Here is a 26,630-nt window from a genome sequence, read left to right on the forward strand (position 1 = left end):
TGAATGACATTTCTGCAAGGCTGCCTAATCTGGCACTTCCGGCATATACTGACGGCCTCATTCAGGGCATAGCGCCCATGACAGACCATTCAAGGAGTTCAAGCTATGCGCTGGAGCCAATGTCTAGCTCAGCTATCGGTATGTGCGAGTATTTTGCTGGTGCCTTTCGTGGCCCAGGCGGCCTCGGAAGACGATCCATGGGAAAGCGTCAACCGTCCTATCTTCACCTTCAACGATACCGTTGACACCTACGCCCTCAAGCCATTGGCCCAAGGCTATCAGTTCGTGACCCCGCAGTTCGTGCAGGACGGGATCCACAACTTCTTCCGCAACATCGGTGACGTCGGCAACTTCGCCAACGACGTGTTGCAGCTCAAGCCTCATGCCGCCGGCGTCGACACTGCCCGCTTGCTGATGAACACCACGTTTGGCGTGCTGGGCTTCGTTGATGTGGGCACCAAAATGGGGCTGCAACGCAACGACGAAGACTTCGGCCAGACTCTCGGCCACTGGGGCGTCGGCAGCGGCCCTTACGTGATGCTGCCACTGCTGGGCCCAAGCACCCTGCGTGACGCACCGTCCAAGTATGTGGACAGCTACACCCAGCCGTACCGCTACATGAACGATATCGGCTGGCGCAACAGCACCTTCGGCCTGAATATCGTCGATACACGTGCCAGCTTGCTGTCCTCCGAGAAGCTGATCAGCGGCGACAAATACACCTTCATCCGTAACGCCTACCTGCAGAACCGCGAGTTCAAGGTCAAGGATGGCAAGGTTGTAGACGATTTTTAAGCTTCTGGCTTAAATGAAGAAGGCGGCCCTCGGGTCGCCTTTTTCGTGGGCAGGATTTGAGGTTTATCCGTGGGTTACGTCCTTACTTTAAGTCGCGGTTTTATACGTTCTTATAACTACCGGTGATTTGCGATGTAAAGACGCCCGGCGACCATCGCCATGAGCTTGAATCCCCTGGCGGATGGGAGTACCGTCTGCGCCTTAGAAGGGCACCTCTGCTTTACCTTTGTGCATGGGCAATATCCCGGCACTTTGTAGGACAGAGAGGCTAGAAAGCGAATCCAGTAGTACGCCCGGCCATTGTCGAGCTGCCTACGCCAACCTAATTCTGGCGCCGTTTGCCCACATGCAGAAAACCAGTGCCACGCTGCTGATAATCGATGACGACGAAGTAGTGCGCGCGAGTCTCGCGGCCTATTTGGAAGACAGTGGCTTCAGCGTCCTGCAGGCCAGCAACGGCCTCCAGGGTCTCCAGGTATTCGAGCGCGACAAGCCCGACCTTGTGATCTGCGACCTGCGCATGCCGCAAGTGGGCGGCCTTGAGCTGATCCGCCAGGTGACTGACCTTTCCCCGCAGACGCCGGTGATTGTCGTGTCCGGTGCCGGTGTGATGAATGATGCGGTCGAGGCCTTGCGCCTGGGCGCCGCCGACTACCTGATCAAGCCCCTGGAAGATTTGGCCGTACTGGAGCACTCGGTGCGCCGTGCCCTGGATCGTGCACGGTTGCTGCTGGAAAACCAGCGTTACCGTGAAAAGCTCGAAACCGCCAACCGCGAACTCGAAGCCAGCCTGAACCTGCTCCAGGAAGACCAGAACGCCGGTCGCCAGGTACAGATGAACATGCTGCCGGTGAGCCCGTGGAGCATCGACGAGTTCAAGTTTGCCCACCAGATCATCCCGTCGCTGTACCTGTCGGGTGATTTCGTCGACTACTTCCGCGTTGATGAGCGGCGTGTCGCGTTCTACCTGGCCGACGTTTCCGGCCACGGCGCCTCCTCTGCATTCGTGACCGTGTTGTTGAAGTTCATGACCACACGGCTGTTGTTCGAATCCAAGCGCAATGGCACCTTGCCGGAGTTCACCCCTTCGCAAGTGCTGGGCCACATCAACCGGGGCCTGATCAGCTGCAAGCTGGGCAAGCACGTGACGATGGTCGGCGGCGTGATTGATGAAGAAACAGGTCTGTTGACCTACAGCATTGGCGGTCACCTGCCATTGCCGGTTTTATACACTCCAGACAGTGTGCGCTACCTGGAAGGGCGTGGTTTGCCAGTGGGCTTGTTCAATGAAGCCACCTACGAAGACCACATCCTGGAATTGCCGCCGACCTTCAGCCTGACGCTGATGTCCGACGGTATCCTGGACCTTTTGCCAGAGCCTACACTCAAAGAGAAAGAAGCCGCCTTACCCCAACGGGTCAGGTCGGCGGGCGGCAGCCTGGATGGCCTGCGGCAGGTTTTTGGATTGGCCACGCTAGGGGAGATGCCGGATGATATCGCCCTATTGGTGTTGAGCAGGAATCTTTGATGAGTACCGGAAGAATCCAATTCGCCGAGCAAGACGGGACGTTTGTCCTGAAGTTTGTCGGTGAAGTGCGCCTGACCTTGTGTTCGGCGCTGGATGCGACGATTGAGCGGATCTTCACAGCCTTGAATTTCTCGGCGATCGTGATTGATCTGACCGAAACCCGCAGCATCGATAGCACCACCCTTGGGCTGTTGGCCAAGTTGTCCATTCTGTCTCGGCAGAAGGTCGGACTGCTGCCGACCGTCGTCACCACCCACGAAGACATCACCCGTCTGTTGCAGTCCATGGGCTTCGATCAAGTGTTCAACATCGTTGACCGCCCGATCCCGTGCCCGGAATGCCTGACCGACCTGCCATCCCAGGACCAGTCCGAGGAAGTGGTACGGGTCAAGGTGCTGGAAGCCCACAAGATCCTGATGGGCTTGAACGACTCCAACCGTGAGGCGTTCCACGACCTGGTGAATGCGCTGGAGCGGCACTAATTTCCAGATGAAACACTGTCAAAGTGTGGGAGGGGGCTTGCTCCCGAAAGCGGCGGGTCAGTAGTGAATGTAGCGACTGACGGCCTGTATTCGGGAGCAAGCCCCCTCCCACATTTTTAACTGAGTTCGGCTCGAAATCGGCTAATACAAAAAAAGGGCGGCACCCTCACAGGTGCCGCCCTTTTTGTCGCCGCCGTTTTTAGAGCTTGGCGGCCAACAGCGCTTCGAGTTTTTCCTGGTCGCGGGCGAACTGACGAATGCCCTCGGCCAGTTTCTCGGTAGCCATCGCATCTTCGTTGGATTCCCAACGGAACTGCGCTTCGGTCAGGTGCACACGCGCCTCACCGGCATGGCCTGGCGCCAGCTTACGCTCCAGCTTGCCATTGTCGGCAGCCAGTTTTTCCAGCAAGTCCGGGCTGATGGTCAGGCGGTCGCAACCGGCCAGCTCTTCGATCTGGCTCAGGTTACGGAAGCTCGCACCCATTACCACGGTCTTGTAGCCATTGGCCTTGTAGTAGTTGTAGATGCGCGTCACCGACTGCACGCCCGGATCGTCGGAACCGGTGTAGTCGTTGCCGTTGGCCTTCTTGTACCAGTCGTAGATACGGCCCACGAACGGCGAAATCAGGAACACGCCGGCTTCAGCGCAAGCCACGGCCTGGGCGAAGGAGAACAGCAGCGTCAGGTTGGTCTGGATGCCTTCCTTTTCCAGCTGCTCGGCGGCGCGGATGCCTTCCCAGGTGGAAGCGATCTTGATCAGCACGCGGTCGCGGCCAACGCCGGCCTTGTCGTACAGGTCGATCAGACGATGCGCGCGCTTGAGTACGGCGTCAGTGTCGAACGACAGACGGGCATCCACCTCGGTGGAAATGCGGCCGGGCACCACTTTCAGGATTTCCTGGCCGACGGCTACCGCAAAACGGTCGCTCGCCAGGCCTACGTCGCCGTTGCAGTCGGCAACAGCCTCGTCCAGCAGCTTGGCATAGCCTGGGATCGACGCGGCCTTGAGCAGCAGGGAAGGGTTAGTAGTGGCATCTTGCGGCTTGAGCTTGGCGAGGGTAGAAAAATCGCCGGTATCGGCTACTACAGTGGTGAATTGCTTGAGTTGTTCCAGCTTGGAAGTCATGGGCGTGCTCTGTCCTGTGGGTCTGATGACATTACCCGAGCGCTGACAGCCGCTCAAGGGCGCAAATGCATTCGATCGTTTGCGAGGGCAACAACCTGAAAACAGCCGTTTGAATCACCGGCCAATGCTGAATAGGAGGCCAAAACAGCCGGCAGGTTCAACCCAACTGCCCGATGACCACCCGATCAAACGGTGAGAGCAGCCTTCCCTCTGCAGCCACCCCCCATCTTCCTGACATCCCCCCCTCCAAATGTGGGAGCGGGCTTGCTCGCGAAGGCGTCGTGTCAGCCGCCAAATAAACCCACTGACACCCAAATCACCGCCCCTCCAACAACTCCCCGGCCTTATCCAGCAACGCCAGCGGATCACTGGCCTTATGAATATCCACCGACAACAACTGCCGAAACTTCCGCGCCCCCGGGAAACCCGTCCCCAGCCCCAGTACGTGGCGCGTGATGTGATGCATCGAGCCACCTGTCGCAAGGTGTTCGGCTATATAAGGACGCAACTGCGCCAGCGCCTCGGCGCGGGAGATCACAGGTGCCGTGCTGCCAAACAGCTGCTGATCCACCTCGGCCAACAGATACGGATTGTGATAAGCCTCGCGGCCCAGCATCACACCGTCGAACGTCTGTAGATGTTCCTGGCACTGTTCGAGGGTCTTGATGCCGCCGTTGAGGATGATCTCCAGTTCAGGGAAATCCTGCTTCAACTGGGCGGCAACGTCGTAGCGCAAGGGCGGGATATCCCGATTTTCCTTGGGTGACAGCCCTTCCAGAATGGCGATTCGCGCATGCACGGTAAAACTGGTGCAGCCCGCGTCCTTCACCTGGCCAACGAAATCGCACAGCTCGGCGTAACTGTCCCGGCCGTTGATGCCGATGCGGTGCTTCACCGTCACCGGGATCGAGACCGCGTCCTGCATCGCCTTAACGCAATCCGCCACCAACGCAGGATGTGCCATCAGGATCGCGCCGATCATGTTGTTTTGCACCCGGTCGCTGGGGCAGCCGACGTTGAGGTTCACCTCGTCGTAGCCGGCGTCCTGGGCCATGCGGGCGCAGGCGGCCAGGTCCGCAGGGACGCTACCGCCCAACTGCAGGGCGAGTGGATGCTCGGCCTCGTTATGGCGCAGGAAGCGTTCGTGGTCGCCGTGGAGGATTGCGCCGGTGGTGACCATCTCGGTGTAGAGGAGGGCGTTTTTGGAGAGAAGGCGCAGGAAGTATCTGCAGTGCCTGTCTGTCCAATCCATCATCGGAGCAACAGAGAAGCGACGGGAAAGCGATGGCGTTGGTGCTATAGGTGAGGACATTAGGATCTGAAATGGATAAGGCGAAGGGCCGACAGTTTAACAGGAATGGTCCTGGTCCCGTGGTGGTCAGTGCCAGAGCTTCAGCCACCCTGGCACGGTTTTCAGCTTATTTCTTCTTTTTGTCGGGCGCTTGCGTCAGCGCTGAAGCCGCCACCGACTTCACATCCGGCGGAGTGGTTGGATCCGCCAGCAGCTTGGCTGCTTTTGAAGCGACGCTTTCACTGGTTTTTTCGTCTTTAGCCATTACTTGAGCTTCCCTCTACGTAGACCGCCGGTTCATCTGAATTGATAACTGGTCGGCTTTAATATGTAGGGGCTAGCTGGTGATATCGCCAATCAGAATATGTGCCGGGATAATTCGTCGCCAAAACGACATCAACCTGAACCGATCCTGTCCCTCGGCAAAGTTTCATAATTCCCACCGGCATTGAGGCCTACGCTCAGTCCATAAGCCCAAAGGGAACTGAAAAATGATCTCCAATCTCGTCAAAGTCGTGATGGTCGCCGGCACGTTGCTGTTGGCCGCTTGTTCGACGGGGTCGTCGGACGTGAGTAGCGACCCTTGTTTTTCAGGGGGATGCCAGGCGTTTGGGGACCATAGCCCCAGCAAGGCCGCCAAGATGAATTTTGGGGGCAATGCGCTGGGGAGTAGTTACGGGGAGTATGGTTCGGGGTTGATGCATGATGACTGAGTGAGCGGGTGGGGCAGCCAGTTACTCAGTGACTGACCCACCGCTTTCGCGAGCAAGCCCGCTCCCACATTGGATCGTGGGAGGGCTTTAGTGACCGCCTTTCATACGTCGGGCGAGCAGGTAGATGCCCAGGCCCACCAGCGCCGTAGCCGCGCCAATGTAGCCCGTGCTAGTCCAACCATACCCGGCTGTAATCGCCATCCCGCCAAACCACGGCCCCAGCGCGTTCGCCAGGTTGAACGCCGCGTGGTTGGACGCCGCCGCCAGGCTCGGTGCCTCATGTGCAATGTCCATCAAGCGGATTTGCAGCGGCGCGGCCATGGCGATCATGGTGCCGACCAGGCCAATACCCAGCAGTACGCTCCACAGCGAACTCGCGGCGAAGGTGAAGAAGATCAGCACGGCCATCGACCACACCATGATCCAACCCACTGCGCGAAATTGCAGGCGGTCAAACAGTTTGCCGCCGGCGATGTTGCCGATGATGCCGCCTACGCCAAACGCGGCCAGACCGAAGGGAATCCACTGCGGCGAGACTTTGGTCACTTCGAGCATTGTCGGCGCCAGGTAGCTGAACACGCAGAACATCCCGGCAAACCCAATAGCACCAATGGACAGCGCCATCCACACCTGTGGTTTGGTGAAAGCGCGCAGTTCTTTGCGCGGGTCGCTGCGGGGTTCGTCGTGGCGATCCGGTACGAATTGCCAGACCAGCGCGATGGTGCACAGGGCAATGGCGCTGACCAGTGCGAACGCCGAGCGCCAGCCCAGGTGTTGACCGAGGAAGGTGGCGATGGGGTTGCCGAGCAGCATGGCCAGGGTCAGGCCCATCATCACCCGCGCGACGGCGCCGGCACGTTTGTCGTTGGGCACCATGCTGGAGGCGACCACGGCGGCGATGCCGAAGTAGGCGCCGTGGGGCAGGCCGCTGATAAAGCGGAAGGCCACCAGCGAGCCGAAGGTTGGGGTAAACGCGGTGGCCAGGTTGCCGAGGGCATACAGCCCCATCAGCAGCAGGAGCATGTGTTTGCGCAGCAACTTGGCGCCGAGGATGGCCAGCAGCGGCGCGCCGACCATCACGCCCAACGCATAGGCGCTGATGGCATGGCCCACTTGCGGCTCACTGAGGTTGAGGTTGTGGGCGATGTCGGGCATCAGGCCCATGATGGCGAATTCGCCGGTGCCGATAGCGAACGCGCCCACGGCCATGGCAGCTTCCATTTTGGCGGCGCTGCGCGCGGGCAGCACGTGCCCGGGTGTTTGGTGGATAGACATGGATCGCTCTGTTTGGATGGATGACACGGTGGAGAGCCGCCGATGCTACGCAAGCAGCGACGAAGGTGTCTAGAACAGCCTTTTTCGGCAGAGTTCCCTCCCTGTGACCCCACGTCGCGCCTGTCGGGCTTGACACTGGGACGTTAAAACCCGCGATTTAGAGCTGTCAATTGGCCAAACAGCGCATACCGGCTGTTTGCCGTGATATTCTGCGCGCCGTCTTGGTCTAGTCTTTCTCCGGTGCGTACACCCGTATACGTCCCGGCGGTTGGCTGTCGCCCAGGTAGCTGAAGCCAATAATGATAAGAAGTCAGCGCAGAAGGGACATAAAAGTGAGGTCGATACGTCGGCCTTGTGTGCCCACCCTGCGGTCCCCGAATGAATGTGCAAACCCCGCGGTGCGTTGCCTGGCGCAGCGTGATTGAGGGTTGCCCATGATCAGGGGCGGTGGGGCGGATGGCGTTTTATCATAGGTGCTACTGATGTTTAAAAAAGTAAACACTGCCCTGCTGGGGCTGGCTTTGTCGATGGGGATCACTTCCGTTCACGCGGAAGAGGCAAAGAAAGTCGATGTGCTGCTGATCGGCGGCGGCATCATGAGTGCAACCCTGGGTGTGTGGCTCAATGAGCTGCAACCGGATTGGTCGATGGAGATGGTCGAGCGCCTCGATGGCGTGGCCGAAGAAAGCTCCAACGGTTGGAACAACGCCGGTACCGGTCACTCGGCTTTGGCTGAGCTGAACTACACCCCGGAAGACAAGAACGGCAACGTTGAAATCCCGAAAGCGGTCGAGATCAACGAAGCGTTCCAGATCTCCCGTCAGTTCTGGTCCTGGCAGGTTCAGCAGGGCGTCCTGAAGAACCCGCGTTCGTTCATCAACTCCACTCCGCACATGAGCTTCGTGTGGGGCGATGACAACATCAAGTTCCTGAAGAAGCGTTACGAAGCGCTGCAAGCGAGCCCGCTGTTCGCCGGCATGCAGTACTCCGAAGACCCTGCGCAAATTGCCAAATGGGTTCCGCTGATGATGGAAGGGCGTGACCCGAACCAGAAAATCGCGGCCACCTGGACCCCGATCGGTACGGACGTGAACTTCGGCGAGATCACCCGCCAGTTCGTCGCTCACCTGCAAACCACGCCGAAGTTCGACCTGAAACTGTCGAGCGAAGTGCAGGACATCACCAAGAACGCCGACGGTTCGTGGCGCGTCAGCTACAAAAACCTGAAAGATGGCACCAAGACTGAAACCGACGCCAAGTTCGTGTTCATCGGCGCGGGCGGCGGTGCACTGCACCTGCTGCAGAAGTCGGGCATTCCTGAAGCCAAGGAATACGCGGGCTTCCCTGTGGGCGGTTCGTTCCTGGTAACCGATAACCCAACGATTGCCGAGCAGCACCTGGCCAAGGCCTACGGTAAAGCTTCGGTTGGCGCACCGCCGATGTCGGTTCCGCACCTGGACACCCGCGTGCTGGATGGCAAGCGCGTGATTCTGTTTGGCCCATTCGCGACCTTCTCGACCAAGTTCCTGAAAGAAGGCTCGTACCTGGACCTGCTGACCAGCACCACCACCCACAACATCTGGCCAATGACCAAAGTCGGTATCCGCGAATACCCACTGGTCGAGTACCTCGCTGGCCAACTGATGCTGTCGGATGACGACCGCTTCAAGGCGCTGCAAGAGTACTTCCCGAACGCCAAGAAAGAAGACTGGCGCCTGTGGCAAGCCGGTCAGCGTGTGCAGATCATCAAGCGTGACGAAGAGCAGGGCGGCGTCCTGAAACTCGGTACCGAAGTGGTCAGCTCGGCTGACAACACCATTGCAGGCCTGTTGGGTGCATCGCCAGGCGCGTCCACCGCGGCTCCGATCATGCTGACCGTGCTGCAGAAAGTGTTCAAGGAACAGGTTGCTTCCCCGGCCTGGCAGGAAAAGCTGCACCAGATCGTGCCTAGCTACGGCACCAAGCTGAACGACAGCCCGGAAGCTGTGGCTAAAGAATGGGCCTACACCGCCAACATTCTGCAGCTGACGCCTCCGCCAGCGATTCCGCAACTGACTGCTCCAAAAGCCACCGAGGCTGCCAAGCCTGCGGCTGAGCCGAGCAAGCCAGCTTCTGACATCGCGTTGTAAGACGTTGGCGAGGTCCTGATTCAGGATCAACCCGATGTAAAAAAAGCCCGCTGAACCGGTAACGGTCAGCGGGCTTTTTTGCAGGTGTTACCAGCGCGCGGGCAACTCGACCTGGCGCTCTGCAGCCGCCAACGCTGCCTTCAGTCCTTCTTTATCCAGAGGTATGCAGTACGCCGGCTTGGCGCGTTCAAACCGCCAGCTCTCATCCAGTCCGCCGGCATCTACGGCGTCGAAGCCGATCTCGTCCAGCAGGGCGATGACTTGCGCCTTGGCCGCCGGGTCATCCGCTGCGACCGGGAGCGCACGCCGGTCCGGCGCACCGCGGGTGCGGGCGTCCTGAGTCAGGTCCGGCGCCAGGATGGCATTGAACACTTTCACTACACTCGACTGCGACAGGTGCTCAGCCACCAATCGGCTGGTGGTGGTTTCAAAACGGTCGAGCACGGGAATATGGCCGTCGCGATTCGGGTAGTAGTTGTTGGCATCCATCACGGTTTTGCCTTCCAGCCACTGCGCCGGCACGCTGCGGTAATGCTCGAACGGAATGGCCAGCAGCGCTAATTCGCCAAATTGCGCCGCCTCTTGCGCGGTGCCCACTTGAACCCCGCGAATGCCACTCAGCACGCTGCTCATGGTCTGCGGGCCACGGGAGTTGCTCAACATCACTTCATGGCCGGCGGCCAACGCCAATTGCGCAACAGCGCGTCCGATAAAGCCTGCTCCGATGATGCCAATTTTCATGTCGGTGCTCCTTCGTTGAGAGAGCCGTTATGATGATTGGCTACTGGATGGGGATAAATGCCCGTTCTGGTCTGGGTGTTGTTACTGGGAGTGGTGAATGATGGATCGCCTTTCAAGCATGAGTGCCTTTGTGATGGCTGCCGAGCTGGGGTCCTACGCCCGGGCCGCCGAGCGCCTGGAAATGTCGCCGCAGATGGTGGCCAAGCATGTGGCGGCCCTGGAGCAGCGGCTGGGCGCGCGCTTGCTCAATCGCACCACGCGCCGGCAAAGCCTGACGGAACTGGGAAGCGCGTACTACGAGCGTTGCAAACATATCCTGACGGAAGCAGAGGCGGCGGACTCCCTCGCGCAGATCATGAACGACACGCCACGGGGCAAGCTCAAGGTCAGCGCGCCCGTGACCTTTGGCTCCTACAGCCTGATGCCACTGGTAACCGAATTTTTACGGGACAACCCCGAGGTGGAAATCGACCTGCACCTGACCGACCGGTTTGTCGACCTGGTGGAGGAGGGCTACGAGGTGGCGTTTCGTATCGGCCCGCTGGCGAACAGCAGTCTTACCGCCAGGCCGCTGCAGCCCTATCGCCTGGTGGTCTGCGCGTCGCCGGAATACCTGGCCGAGCGAGGCACGCCAGTGACGCCCGCAGACCTTGAACACCACGAGTGCCTGGGATACGCCTACTGGTCACGCCCGGCTGATCGCGAATGGTCGTTCTACCAAGGCTCCACCTTGCACAAGGCCCAGGTCGCCAGCCGCCTGCATGTGAATGAAAGTCGGGCGTTGATGACTGCGGCGCTGGATGGTTTTGGGATTGTCCTGGGGCCAGAAGATTTTTTACGCTCGGCTCTGAAGCGTGGCGAACTGGTGCGCTTGCTGCCAGAGTTTGAAGCGCCAAGCCGGCAGATGCATCTGCTCTACACGGCAAACCGCCAGCGCACCGCCAAGCTGCGGCGATTTGTCGACGCGGTGCTGCTGCGTTTCGGCCCGCCCTAAACGCTGTAGCTGGCTTTGACCTGCTCATGCACATGCAGCGCCAACAGGTTGCTGCTATCGCACAGCAAATACAGATGATGCACCGGCAACGGCGGCAATTCGGCCCCGGCAATCACCCGCGTCAATCCCTTGCCCATCCGGCTCTCTTCCACCAAACCCACCGCCATCCCGCTGCGGATGCAGGCTTCAACGGCCGGCGAACTCGCGCTTTCCAGCAGCACCCGATAGTAAGTGCCGTGCTCTTTCAGGGCCCGAATCGCTGCGGCGCGATAGGGGCAACCTGACAGTTGCACGGCAATCGGCAGGGGCGCCTGCGGTGGATAGCTGAAGTGTTCGGCGGCGACCCATAGCGGCTGGATTTCCCCCAGGCGCTCGCCTTGCTCCAAGGGCTGGGCGCTGACAATCAGGGCCAGGTCCAGCTGCTTGCTGCTGAACAACGTCAGCAGTTCGCCACTCGAGCGCGCTTCTACCTCCAGCTCCAACAGTGGGTTGTCGGCGACCAGGCGGGGCAGAAATTCCTGCATGAAGTCCGGGGCATATGAATCAGGTAGACCCAGGCGGATTTTGCCCTGCATGCGTTGCGGTGTGAGCGAGGCCAGCAAGCGGTCGTGGCTCTTGAGAAACTCGGTGGTTTCGCCCAGAAGTTTCCTGCCGTACATGGTCAGCTCAACCCCTTGGTTGCTGCGGCTGAACAGGCGTTGGCCGACCTGATCTTCGAGCTTTTTGATTTGCGTGGTCACCGTCGAAGCACTGCGGTGCACGTGATTGGCCGCTTCGTTGAATCGCTGAAAGCGGGCAACGGCGTGGAAGGTACGCAGTAGATCGATGTTCAGTTGTTTGCTCATGATTCCACTTTTCAGGATTAGTGGTGCAGCTTATTCAAATATACAGAATCATGCGCGGCCCTTAGCCTTTTGGTCAATCAAGCGAACCGGAGGCTCAATGAAACGATCGTCCTTAGGGCTGCTGCTGTTACAGATGGTGTTCGTCCTGTCCTGGAGTTCGGGCTTTATCGGCGCGAAATTGGCGACCCAGAGTGACGGCATTTTCAATGTGCTGTTCTGGCGTTTTTTACTGGTGTCGTTGTGCCTGGCGCTGTTTTTGAACGTGCGGCTGCTGAAAATTTCCTGGGCGCAGATCCGCCATCATGTGGTGATTGGTTTCCTCTCGCAGTTTCTGTATTTGACCTGTGTCTACGTGGCGATCCAGAACGGCTTGCCGCCGGGGATAGCGGCGATCATCGCGGCATTGCAGCCGTTGATGACGGCAGCGCTGTCATCGGGCAGCGTGGTCGAGCGCAGTGGTGGCTGGCAATGGCTGGGGTTGATGATCGGTTTTACCGGCGTGTCGATTGTGATCGCGGGTCAGTACCGCAACAGCGGGGTCGAAGTCGGGTTGGTCATGTATTTACTGCCCCTGGTGTCGGCGCTCGGTCTGACCTTGGCCACGCTGTACGAACGCCGGTCGGCCCAAACTCAGTCCGGTGACCTCGGCCTGGCGCTGTTTATTCAGTCATTGCTGACCTTGATCGGATTTGCGGCGGCAGTGCTTTACACCGATACGCTGAGCATTCCCCGGGCTCCCGATGTGTGGGTCTCCATCATTTGGCTGACGGTGTTTTCAACCTTCGTGGCGTACCTGAGTTTGTGGATGTTGCTGCGGGTCATGACAGCCACCCATGTGGCGGCCCTGGTGTACCTGGAGCCACCGGTGACACTGGTGTGGGCTGCACTCATGTTTGGCGATGTGATTTATGCATCGACGTATATAGGAATCGCCGTGGTGGTGGCGGGGCTGATTTTGGTGCGTTTGAAGCAACCGGTCGCAGCGTGTACATCCTGAAAAGGTCAGTTTTTCTTTACCTGCCGTCCGCCCGTGGGTTCAGCAAGCTGACAGTTGGCACCTGTTAAAAAGTCTTATAGCCAAGCAGGAGCGCGGCTGGAACAAGGGGGCATTTTTTTGGTGTAAACGCTGGGCGGTGACGCCCGAGGATTCTGTATGTTGTTACGTTATGCGGCATTGGCGGCTCTGGTCGTCGCGGCTTCCGGGTGTGTAGAGGAGCGGGTTGTGCATGATCGACGACCGGTGCAGCGTGAATATGTAGAAGTCGTCGCGCCGCAACCGCCGCCGGTGCAGGTCATTGAGGTCGAGCCCGAAGGGCGGCCAGGCTATGTGTGGTCGCGTGGCTACTGGCGTTGGGAAGGTGGGCGCTATGTGGCGGTGCATGGTCACTGGGAGCCGGAGCGCCCGGGTTATCGCTATGTGCATCCGCATTGGGTACAGCGCAATGACGGCTATCACTGGCAAGGCGGCGGTTGGGTTCGCTGACCGTTTTTCCGTAATTTAAATCGGCTTCTTCGTACCCAGAAGCCGAACTTCCCTGAGCAGCGCCGCGCCTAACTGGCCGGTGCCAAGCTCCTTGTAACCTACAGCTTTAACATCGCCATTCTCTTCCGCCTGGATGAGGATCACTGGTGTTTCCTTGCCGGTGCCTTCGTCGACATGCATGGCGTACTGCGGGATATCCAGCTTGATCGGCGTGCCTGCCGCCTTGCCCTTCACATTGATCAGAAACGCCGCACAACCGGTGTCCACATCCTGACTGGTAGCGGAACGCCCGCTGACGAAGCAGGTGTCGGGCAGGTCGGGCCAGGTGATGGCTTCGGCGAGGGAGGGCATCAGCGTCAGGAAAAGTAGCGGAAGTTTGCGCACTTTGGTTCTTCCAGATTTGGGTCAGTCGTCATGCATATGACGTGGATAGGCCAAAGGTTACGCGAACCGTGAAAGAGAGTTCCAGCCAGCCAGGAGGATTTTGATGCCTGTTTGGCGCAGGCGTGTGTCATCTGATCAATGCTGATCGGTTTGTCGAGGCAACGAATCAGACCTTTCAGCGCTTGAACGCTGACTGTTGTGGGTTGAGGCTCAGGTTTGTTGTTCATTGACCAGGTGCCTTGGGCAAAGTTTTGGATGCGCTGAGTAGCGCCAGGCGGTAAAAAGATAGCCCAACCGCTTTCTTCCCGGCATCGAATACTGCTGCTCAAAGAGATACAACATATGACCGACCGCCACCTCATCATCCCTACCTCCATGCACCCCATCGTCGAACGCGCCGGCTACGTCCCGGCGGTAAAAGTCGGCAAGACCTTGTACTGCGCTGGCCAGGTCGGCCGCACGGAAAACCTGGAAGTCATCACCGACCCCGAGGCGCAGTTCATCGCAGCCTGGGAGAGCCTGCGGCTGGTATTGGAGGAGGGTGGGTGCACCTTCGAAGACGTGGTCGACATGACCACCTACCACGTGAACCTGAGTGAACACATGGCGGTTTTCCGTGAAGTGAAAAACCGCGTGTTCCCCCGAGGGTTGTGCGCCTGGACGGTCATTGGCGTATCAGAACTGGCCAATCCAGGCTTGCTGCTGGAGATCAAGTGCGTAGCGGTTCAGCGCTGACTCACTGCACCACGCGGTAGCACGGCACGTAGGCGGCGCCGCCTGGCAGTTTCATCCGGTGCTGCTCCACAAACGCCTTCAGCAACTCGTCCAGCGGCTTCATGATCGCCGGGTCGCCATGGATCTCATACGGCCCGTTCTGCTCGATCAGGCGGATGCCCTTGTCCTTGACGTTGCCCGCCACAATCCCCGAGAACGCTCGGCGCAGATTGGCCGCCAGTTCATGGGGCGGCAGGGCGTGGCTCAGTTGCAGGCTGGCCATGTTGGCATGGGTCGGATCGAACGGGCGCTGGAAGCCTTCGTCGATCTTCAGTAGCCAATTGAAGTGGAACGCGTCGTTGCGTTCGCGGCGGAACTGTTTGACCGCTTTCAAGCCGACGGTCATCTGCCGTGCTACTTCAGCCGGGTCGTCGATGATGATCTGGTAGTGGGCTTGGGCCGCTTCGCCGAGGGTTGCGCCGACAAACGCGTGCAGTTGTTGCAGGTACGGCGCGGCGTGTTTCGGCCCGGTGAGGATCACCGGAAACGGCACGTCGTGGTTGTCCGGGTGCATCAGGATGCCCAGCAGGTACAGGAACTCCTCGGCTGTGCCGGCGCCGCCCGGGAAGATGATGATGCCGTGGCCGACGCGCACGAAGGCTTCCAGGCGCTTTTCGATGTCCGGCAAAATCACCAGCTCATTCACGATCGGGTTCGGCGCCTCGGCGGCGATGATCCCGGGCTCGGTCAGGCCCAGGTAGCGCCCGCCGGTAATGCGTTGCTTGGCGTGGGAAATGGTCGCGCCCTTCATCGGGCCTTTCATCACGCCGGGGCCGCAGCCGGTGCACACGTCGAGGCTGCGCAGGCCGAGTTCGTGGCCGACTTTCTTGGTGTATTTGTATTCTTCGGTATTGATCGAGTGCCCGCCCCAGCACACCACGATCTTCGGCTCGACGCCCGGGCGCAGGGTGCGGGCGTTGCGCAGCAGGTGGAACACGTAGTCGGTGATGCCCTGGGAACTGCTCAGGTCGATGCGCTGGCTGTCCAGTTCGTTTTCGGTGTAGACGATGTCACGCAGGGCGCTGAACAGCATTTCCCGGGTGCTGGCGATCATTTCGCCATCGACGAAGGCGTCGGCCGGGGCGTTCAGCAGTTCCAGGCGCACGCCACGGTCCTGCTGGTGGATGCGCACTTCGAAATCTTTATAGGCGTCGAGGATGGTCTTGGCGTTGTCGATGTGCGCGCCGGTGTTGAGAATGGCCAGGGCGCATTGACGGAAGAGGGTGTAGATGCTGCCGGTACCGGCTTCGCTCAGTTGCTGGACTTCACGTTGCGACAGCGTTTCAAGGCTGCCTTTAGGGCTTACGGAGGCATTGATGACTTGTCTTTGGGGCATTCTGATTCCCTGAAAGCACGGCCACCGGACCATGCATAGCCAGTGGCTTGAGGATAGTGCGCGCCGTTTTCGGTCGCATTGGACTGGCATTTTCCCCGGCACTGGAGCCGAGCGCAAACACCGTCGCGCACCATCATGCCGCAGAAGTTACTGAATCAGCTTCCAGTTTTTGTAGAAAAACCGCCGCAAGGTAAAGACCGCTCCGGCAAAGCCCGCGATGAGGCCGTTGAGCAACGACGGCACCAGGGTTGGCCGCACGATATCGATAAACAGGCAGTAGCGCTTGGCGTCGTTCTTGTTGAAGGAGGCGTGCATCAGCGTGTCGTCGAAGATAAACAGCGGGTCATCGTGCCAGTAGTGCTTGTGCTTGCCGACCTGGATATAGACGCCGTCGTGATGGGGCGCCGGTGCCATGTTGTAGAGCACGCGGAACATCATGCGCAGCGGGCCGAAGTGAAACGAGGTGGAACGGTTTTCGTTGAACACCGACACGCCGATGGTTTTCACGTAGGGCAGTTTTTCCCGCAGTTGCGGGATATCCAGGGTGGTCTCGATCGGGCGGCCGTACCATTGGAAAAACAGCATGCCGCGTTTTTTCTCGGCCATGCGCTCATCCAGGTACTGGATGATCTCGTCTTTGTTGGCCATGGCGTCGTCGATCACCTTTTGCAGGTCTTCGCGCCAGGCCGGCGGCAGGTCGTTCATTTTATAAACGTGGCGATTACGCTGGCTCAACAAATCGAACAGCGTGTTGAACGGTGCCAGCAGCCAGGTATTGCGCCCGTTGCCGATGAAATACTTCTTGATGGTCGCGCTGTCGTACAGGCCATTGCGCAGGAAGTCATACAGCCCACAGAACACCACCAGCAGCAGAAACACCAGGGTGGTCTTCGGGAAGCAATAAATGAACAGCAATACGCCAAGGACCCAAGCGGCGGATGCCAGGCGTTTGCGGATGACACTCTTACTCATGAAACTGGGCTCCATCGGACGGTTTTCGATTGCTTCAGAACCGTCCGCGGTTGACTGGCAGGCCAGGCAAAGGAGTCAGTCAACCCGTGGGCATCATGCCCGAGCCGAAACATATCGAAATAATATGGTCATGATAGGGTGTTATCGCCCTCACGTGGCGTTTTAAATGCTGGAAATTTGTGAAGTCGCAGCACAGATTTTTACCGTTGTCCCCCTAAAATGCCTCGGCGGATGGTCAGGTCGGCGGTGTTGCGGATAGCATTTTGTGAACAGAAGATTTGCGACTATCGTGACGCTTCGGTTTTCCGGGCGTCATAGACCGGTACGATTGACGCTGTAATGGCCACCATTGGCCTTCGGCACCTTGGAAGAGGCAGAAATTTTATGATCATCAAACCGCGGGTTCGTGGCTTTATCTGTGTGACCGCTCACCCGGTTGGCTGTGAAGCGAATGTCAAAGAGCAGATCGACTACGTGACCGAACACGGTGCCATTGAAGGCGGCCCGAAAAAGGTGCTGGTCCTCGGGGCTTCCACCGGCTACGGCTTGGCTGCGCGCATCAGCGCTGCCTTTGGCTGCGGCGCCGACACCCTGGGCGTGTTTTTTGAGAAAGAAGGCGAAGAAGGCAAGCTCAGCTCTGCCGGCTGGTACAACAGCGCCGCGTTCGAGAAGTTTGCACTGGAAAAAGGCCTGTACGCCAAGAGCATCAACGGCGATGCGTTCTCTGACGAGATCAAGCGCCTGACCATCGAAACCATCAAGAAAGACCTGGGCAAGATCGACCTGGTGGTCTACAGCCTGGCCGCGCCACGCCGTACAGACCCGCAAGGCGTGGTGCACAACTCCACCCTGAAACCGATCGGCAAGGCCGTGACCCTGCGCGGCATCAACACCGACAAGGGCGTCGTGGTCGACACCACCCTTGAGCCGGCCACCCAGGAAGAAATCGACGGCACCGTGAAAGTCATGGGCGGCGAAGACTGGCAGCTGTGGATCGACGCCCTGCGTGACGCCGACGTGTTGGCCGAAGGCGCCAAGACCACTGCGTTCACCTACCTTGGCGAGAAGCTGACCCAGGATATCTACTGGAACGGCTCCATCGGCGAAGCCAAGAAGGACCTCGACAAGAAAGTCCTGACCCTGCGCGAAAACCTGGCGGCACTGAAGGGCGATGCCCGTGTGTCGGTACTCAAGGCCGTAGTGACCCAGGCCAGCTCGGCGATCCCGATCATGCCGCTGTACCTGTCGCTGCTGTTTAAAGTGATGAAAGAGCAGGGTACCCACGAAGGTTGCATCGAGCAGGTCTACGGCCTGTTCAAGGACAGCCTGTATGGCAAAGAGCCCAAGCTCGACGCCGACGGCCGCCTGCGTGCGGACCTCGCGGAACTTGAGCCGAAGGTTCAGGACGCGGTAGCGGCCCTGTGGAATCAGGTCTCTGACGACAACGTCAACGAGATCAGCGATTTTGCCGGCTACAAGGCGGAGTTCCTGCGCCTGTTCGGTTTCGAGATCGACGGCGTGGACTACGACGCTGACGTCAATCCGACCGTGAAGATCAAGGGCCTGGTTCAGGCTTAAGCGCTTGCGGTAACGAAGAAGCGGCCTCCAGGGGCCGCTTTTTTGTGCGCGTCATGCCAGACTGCGGCCGTTATCACACCCACGCTAACGGAGGATCTACATGACGATTCGTGCAGTCGTTTTTGATTTCGGCGGTGTCCTGTTCGACTGGAACCCGCACCATCTCTACCGCCAGCTGATTGCCGACGACCATGAGCGCCAGCAGTTTCTGGACACGGTCTGCACCCAGGCCTGGAACACCGAGCAGGACGCCGGGCGCAGCCTGGCCGAGGCGACCCGCACGCTGATTGCCGAGCATCCACAGCACGAACCCTTGATCCAGGCGTATTACGACCGCTGGCACGAGATGCTGCGGGGCGCATTGCCGGAGGGTGTGGCGATCCTCGAAGCCTTGCATGAGGCAAAGATGCCGCTGTTCGGCCTCACCAACTGGTCCGCCGAAACCTTTCCCTATGCCCGGGCCAACTACCCGTTCCTGCAATATTTTCGCGACATCGTGGTGTCCGGCGAAATCAAGTTGATCAAGCCCGATCCCGCGATCTACCACGCCAGCCTGGCTCAGGTGCGCGCCCATCTGCCGGATATCCAGCCGGGTGAAGTGGTGTTTATTGACGACGTAGCCGGCAATATCGAGGCGGCCATTGCGCTTGGTTGGCAAGGGGTTCACCACGTATCTGCCGCGCAGACCCGTGAGCGCTTGATCGAACTGGGGGTGAGCCTCTAGCGCGCCCATTTCTCCATGACGAAATCCACAAAGGCCCGCAGCTTGGGCAGGCGATAGCGATCCTGGGCGTACAGCAAATGCATGGGCCGGCTGGGCAGTTGGTAGGAGGTCAGTAATGCCACCAGTTTCCCGGCCCGCAGGTCTGGCTCGACCAGGGCGTCAGGCAACATCACGATGCCCATGCCTTCCAGGGCAGCCTGGCGCAAGGCCTGCGAACTGTTGATGGTCAATGAGCCGGAAACCGGAATTTCCACTTCGCCCTCTGCGCCGCGCATTCGCCACAACTTGTCGGCGTTGCGCCAATCGTCGGTCGCCGGGTAAGCGAACGCCAGGCAGTCATGTTGTTGCAGATCATCGGGGCGTTGAGGTGTGCCACGGCGCGCCAGGTACTCCGCAGAGGCGCAGAGGGTGATGGTGTAATCCTGCATGGGGCGGGCAATCAGGCTTGGAGCGTCCAGCTCGCCCAAGCGGATGGCCACGTCGAAGCCGCTGTCGACCATGTCCATCCGCTGGTTGCTCAGCACCACGTACAGCTTGATCTGTGGGTAGCGCCGGGAAAATTCGCTGAGCGCCGGTGCCAGGCGTTCGGTGCCAAAGGCCGGGGGGGCGGTGATCCGCAGCAGGCCCTTGGGCACGTCACTGTTGGCTTGTTCGGCCATCTGCTCGGAGTCGGCCACCAGGCCCAGCACCTCCAGGCAACGCTGGTAATAAATCCCGCCAAACTCGGTCAGGCTTTGCTTGCGGGTGGTGCGCTTGAGCAGGCTGACGCCCAGGCGTTGCTCCAGGGCGCGCAGGTGATTGCCGACCATGGTGGTGGACATGCCGCACACCTGCGCCGCCGCCGTCATGCTGCCGGCTTCCACCACTTTCACGTACACCGTCATCGCCTGGAACAGATCCATTATCAAGCCCTGATTTAAAGTGATTGCAGTGTTGTGCAGTTTATCCAGCTCAGGTGGCTAACGATACTGGTGCCATCACTACGATGCACTGGAGCCTGATGCCATGACCGCCGCCTGCCTGATGACCACTTATCAACCGTCGCCCCTGAGCTTTACCCGTGGCCTTGGCACGCGCCTGTGGGACCAGCAGGGCCGTGAATACCTGGACGCGGTGGCCGGTGTGGCGGTGACCAACGTCGGTCATTCCCACCCACGGCTGGTGGCGGCCATCAGTGAGCAGGCGGGTTTGCTGCTGCACACCTCCAACCTTTACAGCATCGACTGGCAGCAGCGGCTGGCCCAACGACTGACCCAGCTTTCTGGTCTGGACCAGGCGTTCTTCAACAACTCCGGTGCCGAAGCCAACGAGACGGCACTGAAACTGGCCCGGCTGCATGGCTGGAAAAAGGGTATCGAACAGCCGCTGGTGGTGGTGATGGAGAATGCCTTTCACGGGCGCACCCTGGGCACCATGTCCGCCAGCGACGGGCCTTCCGTGCGGCTAGGGTTTCAACAGTTGCCGGGGGATTTTATCAAGGTTGGCTTTGGGGACTTGAAGGCCTTGGAAGCCGTGACCCAGAAGTTTGGTGCGCGGATTGTGGCGGTGCTGCTGGAGCCGATCCAGGGCGAAAGCGGTGTGCAGGTCGCGCCGCCGGGTTATCTGAAAGCCTTGCGCGAGCACTGCACCCGGCAAGGCTGGTTGTTGATGCTTGATGAGATCCAGACCGGGATCGGCCGCACGGGTCGCTGGTTTGCTTTCCAGCATGAAGGCATCTTGCCGGACGTGATGACTTTGGCCAAAGGCCTGGGCAACGGGGTGCCGATTGGCGCGTGCCTGGCGCGGGCCTCCGTTGCGCAGTTGTTCACCCCCGGCAGCCACGGCAGCACCTTTGGCGGCAACCCGCTGGCCTGTCGCGTCGGGTGTACGGTGCTGGAAATCATTGAAGAGCAAGGCTTGCTGGACAATGCGGCGCAACAGGGCGAGCGGCTGCTGGCGCGCCTGCGGGTGGAATTGAGTGAGCATCCCCAGGTGCTGGCGATTCGCGGGCAAGGGCTGATGATCGGCATCGAGCTGGCAAGCCCGCATCGCGACCTGGCCCAGCGTGCGGCGCAAGAGCATGGCCTGCTGATCAACGTCACGCGGGGCAAGATCATTCGCCTGCTGCCGCCGCTGACCCTCGATGCCAAGGAAGTGGAAATGATCGTGCGCGCACTTTCCCGGTTGCTGGACTAGACATGGATGAGGCTGACGCGGAGCGTCACTGGCTGCATTCCCACGCAGAGCGTGGGAACGATCCTCAAACGGGGTAGCCGGAGCCCACCTGCACCCCGTTCAGCCATTCCTGATTCAGGGTCTCGGTATCCCCCAGGTAGTCCAGCAACCAGGCCATGGCCGGAGACAGTTTGTTCTGCGCCCACGCCACGCACGACGGGCTGGCGGGGAAGGGCCGGGACAGTTGCAGGGCACTCAGCTCGCCGCGGTCGATCCATGGCTGCACCAGGTGCGCCGGTGCCATGCCGACGCACAGGCCGTCCCGCAGGCAATCAATCGCCGAAGCCCAGTGCGGCACCACCAAGCGACGCTGGTTATCCAGGGTCCACGTGTCGCGCTTGGGCAGGTTGCGCGAGGTGTCGGTCATGCACAGGGAGGCGAAGGGCCGCAATTGGTCATCGCTGAGCAGGCCTTCTTCCGCCGCCAGCGGATGGCGGCTGCTGACCACGCACAGCCAGTTCAGCAGGCCCATGTCGCGAAACGTGAATTGACTGGCCACCGGCACCGCGCTGGTGGCGCCGATCACGATATCGGTGCGGTCATCGGCCAGGGCATCCCACACACCGTTGTACACCTCGTATTCCATCAGCAATTCCACCTCCGGGAACTGCCGATAGAAATCCAGCACCAGTTGCCGACAGCGCTGCTGTTTAACGATGGAATCCACCGCGACCTTCAACTGGCCACTCCAGCCATTGGCCACTTGCTGGCACAGCCGGCGGGTACCGAGCATTTTTTTCATGACGCCACGAGTTTCATCGACGAACAATTTACCGGCGGGCGTCAGCTCCACGTCCCGATGACGTCGGACAAACAGCGGCACTGCCAGCCACTCTTCGATTTGCCGCACGGTGTAGCTGATGGCCGATGGCACGCGGTGCAGTTCCTGGGCGGCGGCGCTGAAGCTGCCGTGGCGGGCCACCGCATCCACGACATCCAGGGAGTATTCAGACCACATGGGGATTGCCTTCAAAAATATTGATAAGAGTGTTCAATTATTATCGCTTCACAGGGAAATGCTCAGCTTCATAATAGGCGCCAGTCAGCAAATAGTTTGATGGCAGTTTATACAAGGCTTCAATGAAAAATTCTTTTGGATTCACCTGGTACCTGGCGGGGCTGAGCATGCTCGGCTATCTGGCCATGGATATGTACTTGCCGGCGTTTGGCGCCATGGGCGAGCAACTGCAGATTTCCCCCGGCGCAGTGGGCGCAAGCCTGAGTATTTTCCTCGCCGGCTTCGCTGTCGGGCAGTTGCTGTGGGGGCCGCTGTCCGACCGGCTCGGGCGCAAGCCGGTCCTGCTCACTGGCCTCTCCCTGTTTGTGCTCGGTTGCCTGGGCATGTTCTGGGTCGAGACCGCACCGCAACTGTTGGCCTTGCGTTTTGTCCAGGCGATTGGCGTGTGTTCCGCCGCTGTCAGTTGGCAGGCGCTGGTGATCGACCGCTACCCGGCGGACAAGGCGCATCGTGTGTTCGCCGGCATCATGCCGCTGATGTCTCTATCACCGGCCCTGGCGCCGCTGCTGGGGGCGCTGATGTTGAATCACTGGGGCTGGCAGGCGATCTTCGGTGTGTTGTTGGTGGTGTCGTTGCTCCTGCTGCTGCCTACGTTGTTTCTCAGACCGCTGCCGAAACGCCTGACAACCGATGCCGAACGTTCCCGACTCGGCTATGGGCAATTGCTCAAGTCGCGGGTGTTCACCGGCAACGTGATGATCTTTGCCGCGTGCTCGGCCAGTTTCTTTGCCTGGCTCACCGCCTCGCCGTTCATCCTCGGCGGCATGGGCTACAGCCCCAATGACATCGGCTTGAGCTACGTGCTGCCAACGCTGTCGTTCCTGATCGGTGGCTACAGTTGCCGCAGCGCGTTGCAGCGGTTCCAGGGCAAGACCTTGTTGCCGTGGTTGCTGCTGGCGTACTGCATCAGCATGGTCGCGCTGTACCTGGTCGCGACCTTGACCGTGCCGACGCTCGCCACCTTGCTGATTCCGTTCTGCCTGATGGCCCTGGTCAATGGCGCCAGCTACCCGATCGTGGTGGCGAATGCACTGATGCCGTTTGCAGAAAATTCCGGCAAGGCGGCGGCATTGCAGAACACCTTGCAGTTGGGGTTGTGCTTCCTGGCGAGCCTGATCGTGTCGTCGATGATCGACCAGCCGCTGTTGATCACTGCGATCGTGATGCTGGCGACCGCGCCATTGGCCGTGTTGGGCTACTGGCTGGCGCGACCGAAGGTCGACGATGGCGATGCCGACCTGGTGCGCGCCCGCTAGAAAGTCACTTCCATGTTCACCGTCGGCGTTGACGTGCGGCTACCCCGGCCGCCGTCCACGCCGAACTTGTTATGCCAATACTCGTAACCCACCCCCAGATACAGGTTCGGCTTGACGCTCTTTCCCGGGCGTACCGCCACCATCAGCGCGGCGCGCATCAGGGTTTCCGGCGCCGTATCGCGACCATGGAAGTCCTCGCCCTTTTCCCCGACGTGATTGATAAACCCCTGAAACTTCGCCCCGTGGTTGCCGATCTCGAAAGGCCGCATCCAGGTCAGGTTGAGCATGTAGGTATCGTCGAAGGTGTGGTCGGGTTCTTTCGCACCGGGGATGCCGGAATGGTTCCTTTCCTTGTAGTACATCAGGCTCAGGTCCAGCACGCCGACGGTGTTGAACTTCAAGGTCGGGCCAATCACCAGCGCACGTTTTTTCGCCGAGGCCAGGTTGTTGTTGCGGTTGGCATCAAAGCCGAAGGTGAGGGCGTAATCCTTGATCACCCCGGTGCCGAGCGGTACATCGAATACCCGTGAGGCGTACAGCTGGTGCCGGTACACGGCATACACTTCGCTGCCACCGTGGTCGGTGCCCTTGCGCGGGTCGCGGCTGTCGGACAGGAACACATCGAGGTTCAGGTAGTTGCTGCCGTACTGGTAGCCGCTGGCGTGGGTGAAGCTGTAGATACGCTTGCTGAATTCATCCGGGTTGTTCGGATTGGTGAACTGCTGGCCGTAGCGAAATCCTACGCTGTTGTTCATCCATTCCAGCGCGACAGCCTCCCCGCCGCCGAACAGGGTGAGTAATACGGTTGCGCCGTGCAGTGCCTTTTTCATTGTTTTAATTCCTTTGGCGTTTTGGCTCATGGCGACCGCGCAAGGGGCGCCGGGCGCAGTATCGGCACATCCGATGTGGGTTCCAAAGAACAGAATCTCGCCTGGGCCGATGCCGAAACGGCAGCACTGAAGCTGGCCTGGGAGTCAGGAAATACGCGGCGCCGAGGGCGTTTCCTGATGTTCGCGCAAGTTGATTTCTTCACTGAGCAGATGGGCCATCGCTTGTACCGCCATCGGCAAGTCCCGATCTTTGCGGGCGTACAAGCCGAGGTCGCTGAAGATCCCGCCCTGGTCGCTGAGTGGGATGTGCAAGAGTTCGCCACGGGCCAAATCGGCCTCCACGCCAATGCGCGTCTGGAACGCGATGCCCAGTTGCTGGCGCGCCAGTTGCCGGGCCAGTTCCATGGAGTTGCTCTGCAGCAGTGGCTTGTTCGCCGCCGAACGCTTGTGCAGCGGCGCGATCAGGTGATGAACCGAAAGTTCGCTCTTGGCCTGGATCACCCCGTGTTCACTGCAACGTGCATAACTCACGCACGCCTCGCCGGCCAATGGATGCCCCGGCGCCATCAGCGCACCCAAGCGGAAATGGCCGACACACACCTGGATCGTTTCGCTGCTGCGCGGTAACGCAAAAGCCAGCCCCAGGTCAGCTTGGCCGTTGACCACTGCGCCGGGAATCGACTGCGAACCTTGCACCGTGACGCCAATGGTCACTTTCGGATAGCGCTCACGCATGCGCTTGAGGGCGGCGGGCAGCAGTTCCACGGTGGCGCCTTCCACCGTGGCGATTTCCACATGGCCGGTCTGCACGCCGTTCAAGCCATCGAGTTCCCCGCGCACGCGCTCCACATCCTGCAACAGGACACTAACGTGGCGGGTCAGGATCTCACCGGCAGCGGTCAGGCGCAGCCCGCCGGGCAGGCGCTCGAACAGTGCCGCGCCCACTTCGTCCTCCAGCTTGAGGATCTGCCGGTTCACCGCCGAAGACGCCACATTCAGGCGGCGTGCGGCTTCGCGGATCGAGTGGCAACGGCGAACCATGTCGAAGTAGTAAATCGCCGGAGCGTGGATGCGCAGCTTGCGGTTGAGCATTTTTTTCAAGTCCTTGTGCGCAGCACTTCGAGCCACGGGGCAGGGCGGCTGAATGGATTTTTGTAACGCCGTTGGTGGTCTCTTTGTGAAACTGATTGTATACAACTCTATGGACATCCAATCTTTCTATTGCATACAGTGAGTGCACAACAAAAACAGAGAACCCCTCACCATGACTATCCCGAAGGCGTCACCGCAGCGGCCAGAAGACGAGAATCTCGGCGTCGCGGCCAACATGGCTTACGGCCTGCAGCATGTGCTCACCATGTACGGCGGCATCGTGGCCGTACCGTTGATCGTCGGCCAGGCGGCCGGGTTGTCCCCGGCCGATATCGGCCTGCTGATCGCCGCCTCGCTGTTTGCCGGTGGCTTGGCCACGCTGTTGCAAACCCTGGGGTTGCCGTTCTTCGGCTGCCAGTTGCCGCTGGTGCAAGGGGTGTCCTTTGCCGGGGTGGCGACCATGGTGGCGATCGTCGGCAGCGACGGCGCGGGCGGTATCCCGGCGATACTCGGGGCGGTGATGGCCGCGTCCTTGATCGGCTTGCTGATCACCCCGGTGTTCTCACGAATAACCAAATTCTTCCCGCCGCTGGTCACCGGGATTGTGATCACCACCATCGGCCTGACCCTGATGCCCGTCGCCGCCCGCTGGGCCATGGGCGGCAACAGCCGCGCGGCGGATTTCGGCAGCATGCCGAACATCGGTCTGGCGGCGTTGACTCTGGTGCTGGTGTTGCTGCTGAGCAAGATCGGCAGCGCGACCATCTCGCGACTGTCGATCCTGCTGGCAATGGTGATCGGCACAGTGATCGCGGTGTTCCTCGGCATGGCTGACTTCTCCAGCGTGACCCAGGGCCCGATGTTCGGCTTTCCCACGCCCTTCCATTTCGGCATGCCAACCTTTCATCTGGCGGCGATCATTTCCATGTGCATCGTGGTCATGGTGACCCTGGTGGAAACCTCGGCGGACATTCTCGCGGTGGGTGAAATCATCGACACCAAGGTCGACTCCAAGCGCCTCGGCAATGGCCTGCGCGCGGATATGCTGTC

Annotated in this window: 27 protein-coding genes; 14 read left to right on the top strand and 13 right to left on the bottom strand. The window is 59.9% G+C overall.

Annotated elements, in window-relative coordinates; all coding sequences use genetic code 11:
- Positions 1–105 precede the first annotated feature (105 nt).
- The 3 genes from K0H47_RS09735 to rssC all read left to right on the top strand — a co-directional run bounded on the left by K0H47_RS09735 (position 106) and on the right by rssC (position 2,805).
- The gene (locus tag K0H47_RS09735) at positions 106–795 is read left to right on the top strand and encodes a VacJ family lipoprotein (RefSeq protein WP_026077922.1); all 690 of its coding nucleotides are present in this window, start codon (positions 106–108) and stop codon (positions 793–795) included.
- 346 nt (positions 796–1,141) lie between these two features.
- Positions 1,142–2,323: a two-component system response regulator RssB gene (rssB, locus tag K0H47_RS09740; protein ID WP_017477221.1), complete on the top strand. Its 1,182-nt coding sequence runs from the start codon at positions 1,142–1,144 to the stop codon at positions 2,321–2,323.
- A complete protein-coding gene (gene rssC, locus K0H47_RS09745; RefSeq protein ID WP_003218919.1) occupies positions 2,323–2,805 on the top strand; it encodes an anti-sigma factor antagonist RssC in 483 nt (160 codons plus the stop codon). Before rssB ends, rssC begins: the two co-directional genes overlap by 1 nt.
- 199 nt (positions 2,806–3,004) lie before the next feature.
- Here the strand turns inward: rssC and tal are convergent, their stop codons facing one another.
- From tal to K0H47_RS09760, 3 genes are all read right to left on the bottom strand, one after another.
- Complete coding sequence (tal, locus tag K0H47_RS09750) at positions 3,005–3,931, bottom strand: transaldolase (protein ID WP_063032233.1); 927 nt, start codon at positions 3,929–3,931, stop codon at positions 3,005–3,007.
- Positions 3,932–4,247: 316 nt separating this feature from the next.
- Entirely contained in the window at positions 4,248–5,243 is a 996-nt protein-coding gene (gene dusA, locus K0H47_RS09755) for a tRNA dihydrouridine(20/20a) synthase DusA (protein WP_219272458.1), read from the bottom strand.
- 106 nt (positions 5,244–5,349) lie between these two features.
- The gene (locus tag K0H47_RS09760) at positions 5,350–5,487 is read right to left on the bottom strand and encodes a hypothetical protein (RefSeq protein ID WP_167410166.1); all 138 of its coding nucleotides are present in this window, start codon (positions 5,485–5,487) and stop codon (positions 5,350–5,352) included.
- 226 nt (positions 5,488–5,713) lie between these two features.
- On the opposite strand from K0H47_RS09760, the gene K0H47_RS31010 reads away from it, so the two are divergent.
- The gene (locus tag K0H47_RS31010; RefSeq protein WP_017477276.1) at positions 5,714–5,935 is read left to right on the top strand and encodes a hypothetical protein; all 222 of its coding nucleotides are present in this window, start codon (positions 5,714–5,716) and stop codon (positions 5,933–5,935) included.
- Between the two features lie 87 nt (positions 5,936–6,022).
- On the opposite strand, the gene K0H47_RS09765 is transcribed toward K0H47_RS31010, so the two are convergent.
- On the bottom strand, positions 6,023–7,210 hold the full coding sequence (locus K0H47_RS09765) for an MFS transporter (RefSeq protein WP_219272460.1): 1,188 nt from the start codon (positions 7,208–7,210) through the stop codon (positions 6,023–6,025).
- 482 nt (positions 7,211–7,692) lie between these two features.
- On the opposite strand from K0H47_RS09765, the gene mqo reads away from it, so the two are divergent.
- The gene (gene mqo, locus K0H47_RS09770) at positions 7,693–9,339 is read left to right on the top strand and encodes a malate dehydrogenase (quinone) (RefSeq protein ID WP_063032212.1); all 1,647 of its coding nucleotides are present in this window, start codon (positions 7,693–7,695) and stop codon (positions 9,337–9,339) included.
- Between the two features lie 87 nt (positions 9,340–9,426).
- Here the strand turns inward: mqo and K0H47_RS09775 are convergent, their stop codons facing one another.
- On the bottom strand, positions 9,427–10,080 hold the full coding sequence (locus K0H47_RS09775; RefSeq protein WP_219272462.1) for an NADPH-dependent F420 reductase: 654 nt from the start codon (positions 10,078–10,080) through the stop codon (positions 9,427–9,429).
- A 97-nt stretch (positions 10,081–10,177) separates the two neighbouring features.
- Between K0H47_RS09775 and K0H47_RS09780 the strand changes: the two genes are divergently transcribed.
- On the top strand, positions 10,178–11,074 hold the full coding sequence (locus K0H47_RS09780) for a LysR family transcriptional regulator (protein ID WP_219272463.1): 897 nt from the start codon (positions 10,178–10,180) through the stop codon (positions 11,072–11,074).
- Here K0H47_RS09780 and K0H47_RS09785 read toward each other — a convergent pair.
- A complete protein-coding gene (locus K0H47_RS09785) occupies positions 11,071–11,919 on the bottom strand; it encodes a LysR substrate-binding domain-containing protein (protein WP_219272465.1) in 849 nt (282 codons plus the stop codon). The genes K0H47_RS09780 and K0H47_RS09785 overlap by 4 nt on opposite strands.
- A gap of 97 nt (positions 11,920–12,016) precedes the next feature.
- On the opposite strand from K0H47_RS09785, the gene K0H47_RS09790 reads away from it, so the two are divergent.
- Positions 12,017–12,916 carry a DMT family transporter gene (locus tag K0H47_RS09790; RefSeq protein ID WP_219272467.1) on the top strand — a complete coding sequence of 300 codons (900 nt, stop codon included), beginning with the start codon at positions 12,017–12,019 and terminating at the stop codon, positions 12,914–12,916.
- A gap of 156 nt (positions 12,917–13,072) precedes the next feature.
- Positions 13,073–13,402: a YXWGXW repeat-containing protein gene (locus tag K0H47_RS09795; RefSeq protein WP_219272469.1), complete on the top strand. Its 330-nt coding sequence runs from the start codon at positions 13,073–13,075 to the stop codon at positions 13,400–13,402.
- 15 nt (positions 13,403–13,417) lie between these two features.
- On the opposite strand, the gene K0H47_RS09800 is transcribed toward K0H47_RS09795, so the two are convergent.
- A complete protein-coding gene (locus K0H47_RS09800; RefSeq protein WP_219272494.1) occupies positions 13,418–13,753 on the bottom strand; it encodes a hypothetical protein in 336 nt (111 codons plus the stop codon).
- Positions 13,754–14,128: 375 nt separating this feature from the next.
- Between K0H47_RS09800 and K0H47_RS09805 the strand changes: the two genes are divergently transcribed.
- Positions 14,129–14,521: a RidA family protein gene (locus tag K0H47_RS09805; protein WP_017477292.1), complete on the top strand. Its 393-nt coding sequence runs from the start codon at positions 14,129–14,131 to the stop codon at positions 14,519–14,521.
- A 1-nt stretch (position 14,522) separates the two neighbouring features.
- On the opposite strand, the gene ppnN is transcribed toward K0H47_RS09805, so the two are convergent.
- Entirely contained in the window at positions 14,523–15,896 is a 1,374-nt protein-coding gene (gene ppnN, locus K0H47_RS09810) for a nucleotide 5'-monophosphate nucleosidase PpnN (protein WP_093200293.1), read from the bottom strand.
- Positions 15,897–16,043: 147 nt separating this feature from the next.
- Complete coding sequence (locus K0H47_RS09815; RefSeq protein ID WP_017477294.1) at positions 16,044–16,868, bottom strand: aspartyl/asparaginyl beta-hydroxylase domain-containing protein; 825 nt, start codon at positions 16,866–16,868, stop codon at positions 16,044–16,046.
- Between the two features lie 384 nt (positions 16,869–17,252).
- On the opposite strand from K0H47_RS09815, the gene fabV reads away from it, so the two are divergent.
- Complete coding sequence (gene fabV, locus K0H47_RS09820; protein WP_017477295.1) at positions 17,253–18,446, top strand: enoyl-ACP reductase FabV; 1,194 nt, start codon at positions 17,253–17,255, stop codon at positions 18,444–18,446.
- Between the two features lie 100 nt (positions 18,447–18,546).
- Entirely contained in the window at positions 18,547–19,170 is a 624-nt protein-coding gene (locus K0H47_RS09825) for an HAD family phosphatase (RefSeq protein WP_063032198.1), read from the top strand.
- Here the strand turns inward: K0H47_RS09825 and K0H47_RS09830 are convergent.
- A complete protein-coding gene (locus K0H47_RS09830) occupies positions 19,167–20,072 on the bottom strand; it encodes a LysR family transcriptional regulator (protein ID WP_177069592.1) in 906 nt (301 codons plus the stop codon). The genes K0H47_RS09825 and K0H47_RS09830 overlap by 4 nt on opposite strands.
- A 103-nt stretch (positions 20,073–20,175) precedes the next feature.
- On the opposite strand from K0H47_RS09830, the gene K0H47_RS09835 reads away from it, so the two are divergent.
- Positions 20,176–21,345 carry an aspartate aminotransferase family protein gene (locus tag K0H47_RS09835; RefSeq protein WP_219272471.1) on the top strand — a complete coding sequence of 390 codons (1,170 nt, stop codon included), beginning with the start codon at positions 20,176–20,178 and terminating at the stop codon, positions 21,343–21,345.
- Between the two features lie 64 nt (positions 21,346–21,409).
- Here K0H47_RS09835 and punR read toward each other — a convergent pair whose 3' ends face one another.
- On the bottom strand, positions 21,410–22,342 hold the full coding sequence (gene punR, locus K0H47_RS09840; protein WP_017477299.1) for a DNA-binding transcriptional activator PunR: 933 nt from the start codon (positions 22,340–22,342) through the stop codon (positions 21,410–21,412).
- A 122-nt stretch (positions 22,343–22,464) separates the two neighbouring features.
- On the opposite strand from punR, the gene punC reads away from it, so the two are divergent.
- Positions 22,465–23,658 (top strand): purine nucleoside transporter PunC, encoded by a 1,194-nt coding sequence (punC, locus tag K0H47_RS09845; RefSeq protein ID WP_219272473.1) that lies wholly within the window; start codon positions 22,465–22,467, stop codon positions 23,656–23,658.
- Here the strand turns inward: punC and K0H47_RS09850 are convergent.
- Positions 23,655–24,488, bottom strand: a complete 834-nt coding sequence (locus K0H47_RS09850) for a nucleoside-binding protein (RefSeq protein WP_219272475.1) — start codon at positions 24,486–24,488, stop codon at positions 23,655–23,657. The genes punC and K0H47_RS09850 overlap by 4 nt on opposite strands.
- 144 nt (positions 24,489–24,632) lie before the next feature.
- Positions 24,633–25,580 (bottom strand): LysR family transcriptional regulator, encoded by a 948-nt coding sequence (locus K0H47_RS09855; RefSeq protein ID WP_177026807.1) that lies wholly within the window; start codon positions 25,578–25,580, stop codon positions 24,633–24,635.
- A 172-nt stretch (positions 25,581–25,752) separates the two neighbouring features.
- On the opposite strand from K0H47_RS09855, the gene K0H47_RS09860 reads away from it, so the two are divergent.
- Positions 25,753–26,630: solute carrier family 23 protein (locus K0H47_RS09860; protein WP_219272495.1), on the top strand; the 878-nt coding region annotated here is incomplete at its 3' end.

Origin of the sequence: Pseudomonas sp. Xaverov 83 (assembly GCF_019352905.1) — a bacterium.
Taxonomy (GTDB): domain Bacteria; phylum Pseudomonadota; class Gammaproteobacteria; order Pseudomonadales; family Pseudomonadaceae; genus Aquipseudomonas; species Aquipseudomonas yamanorum.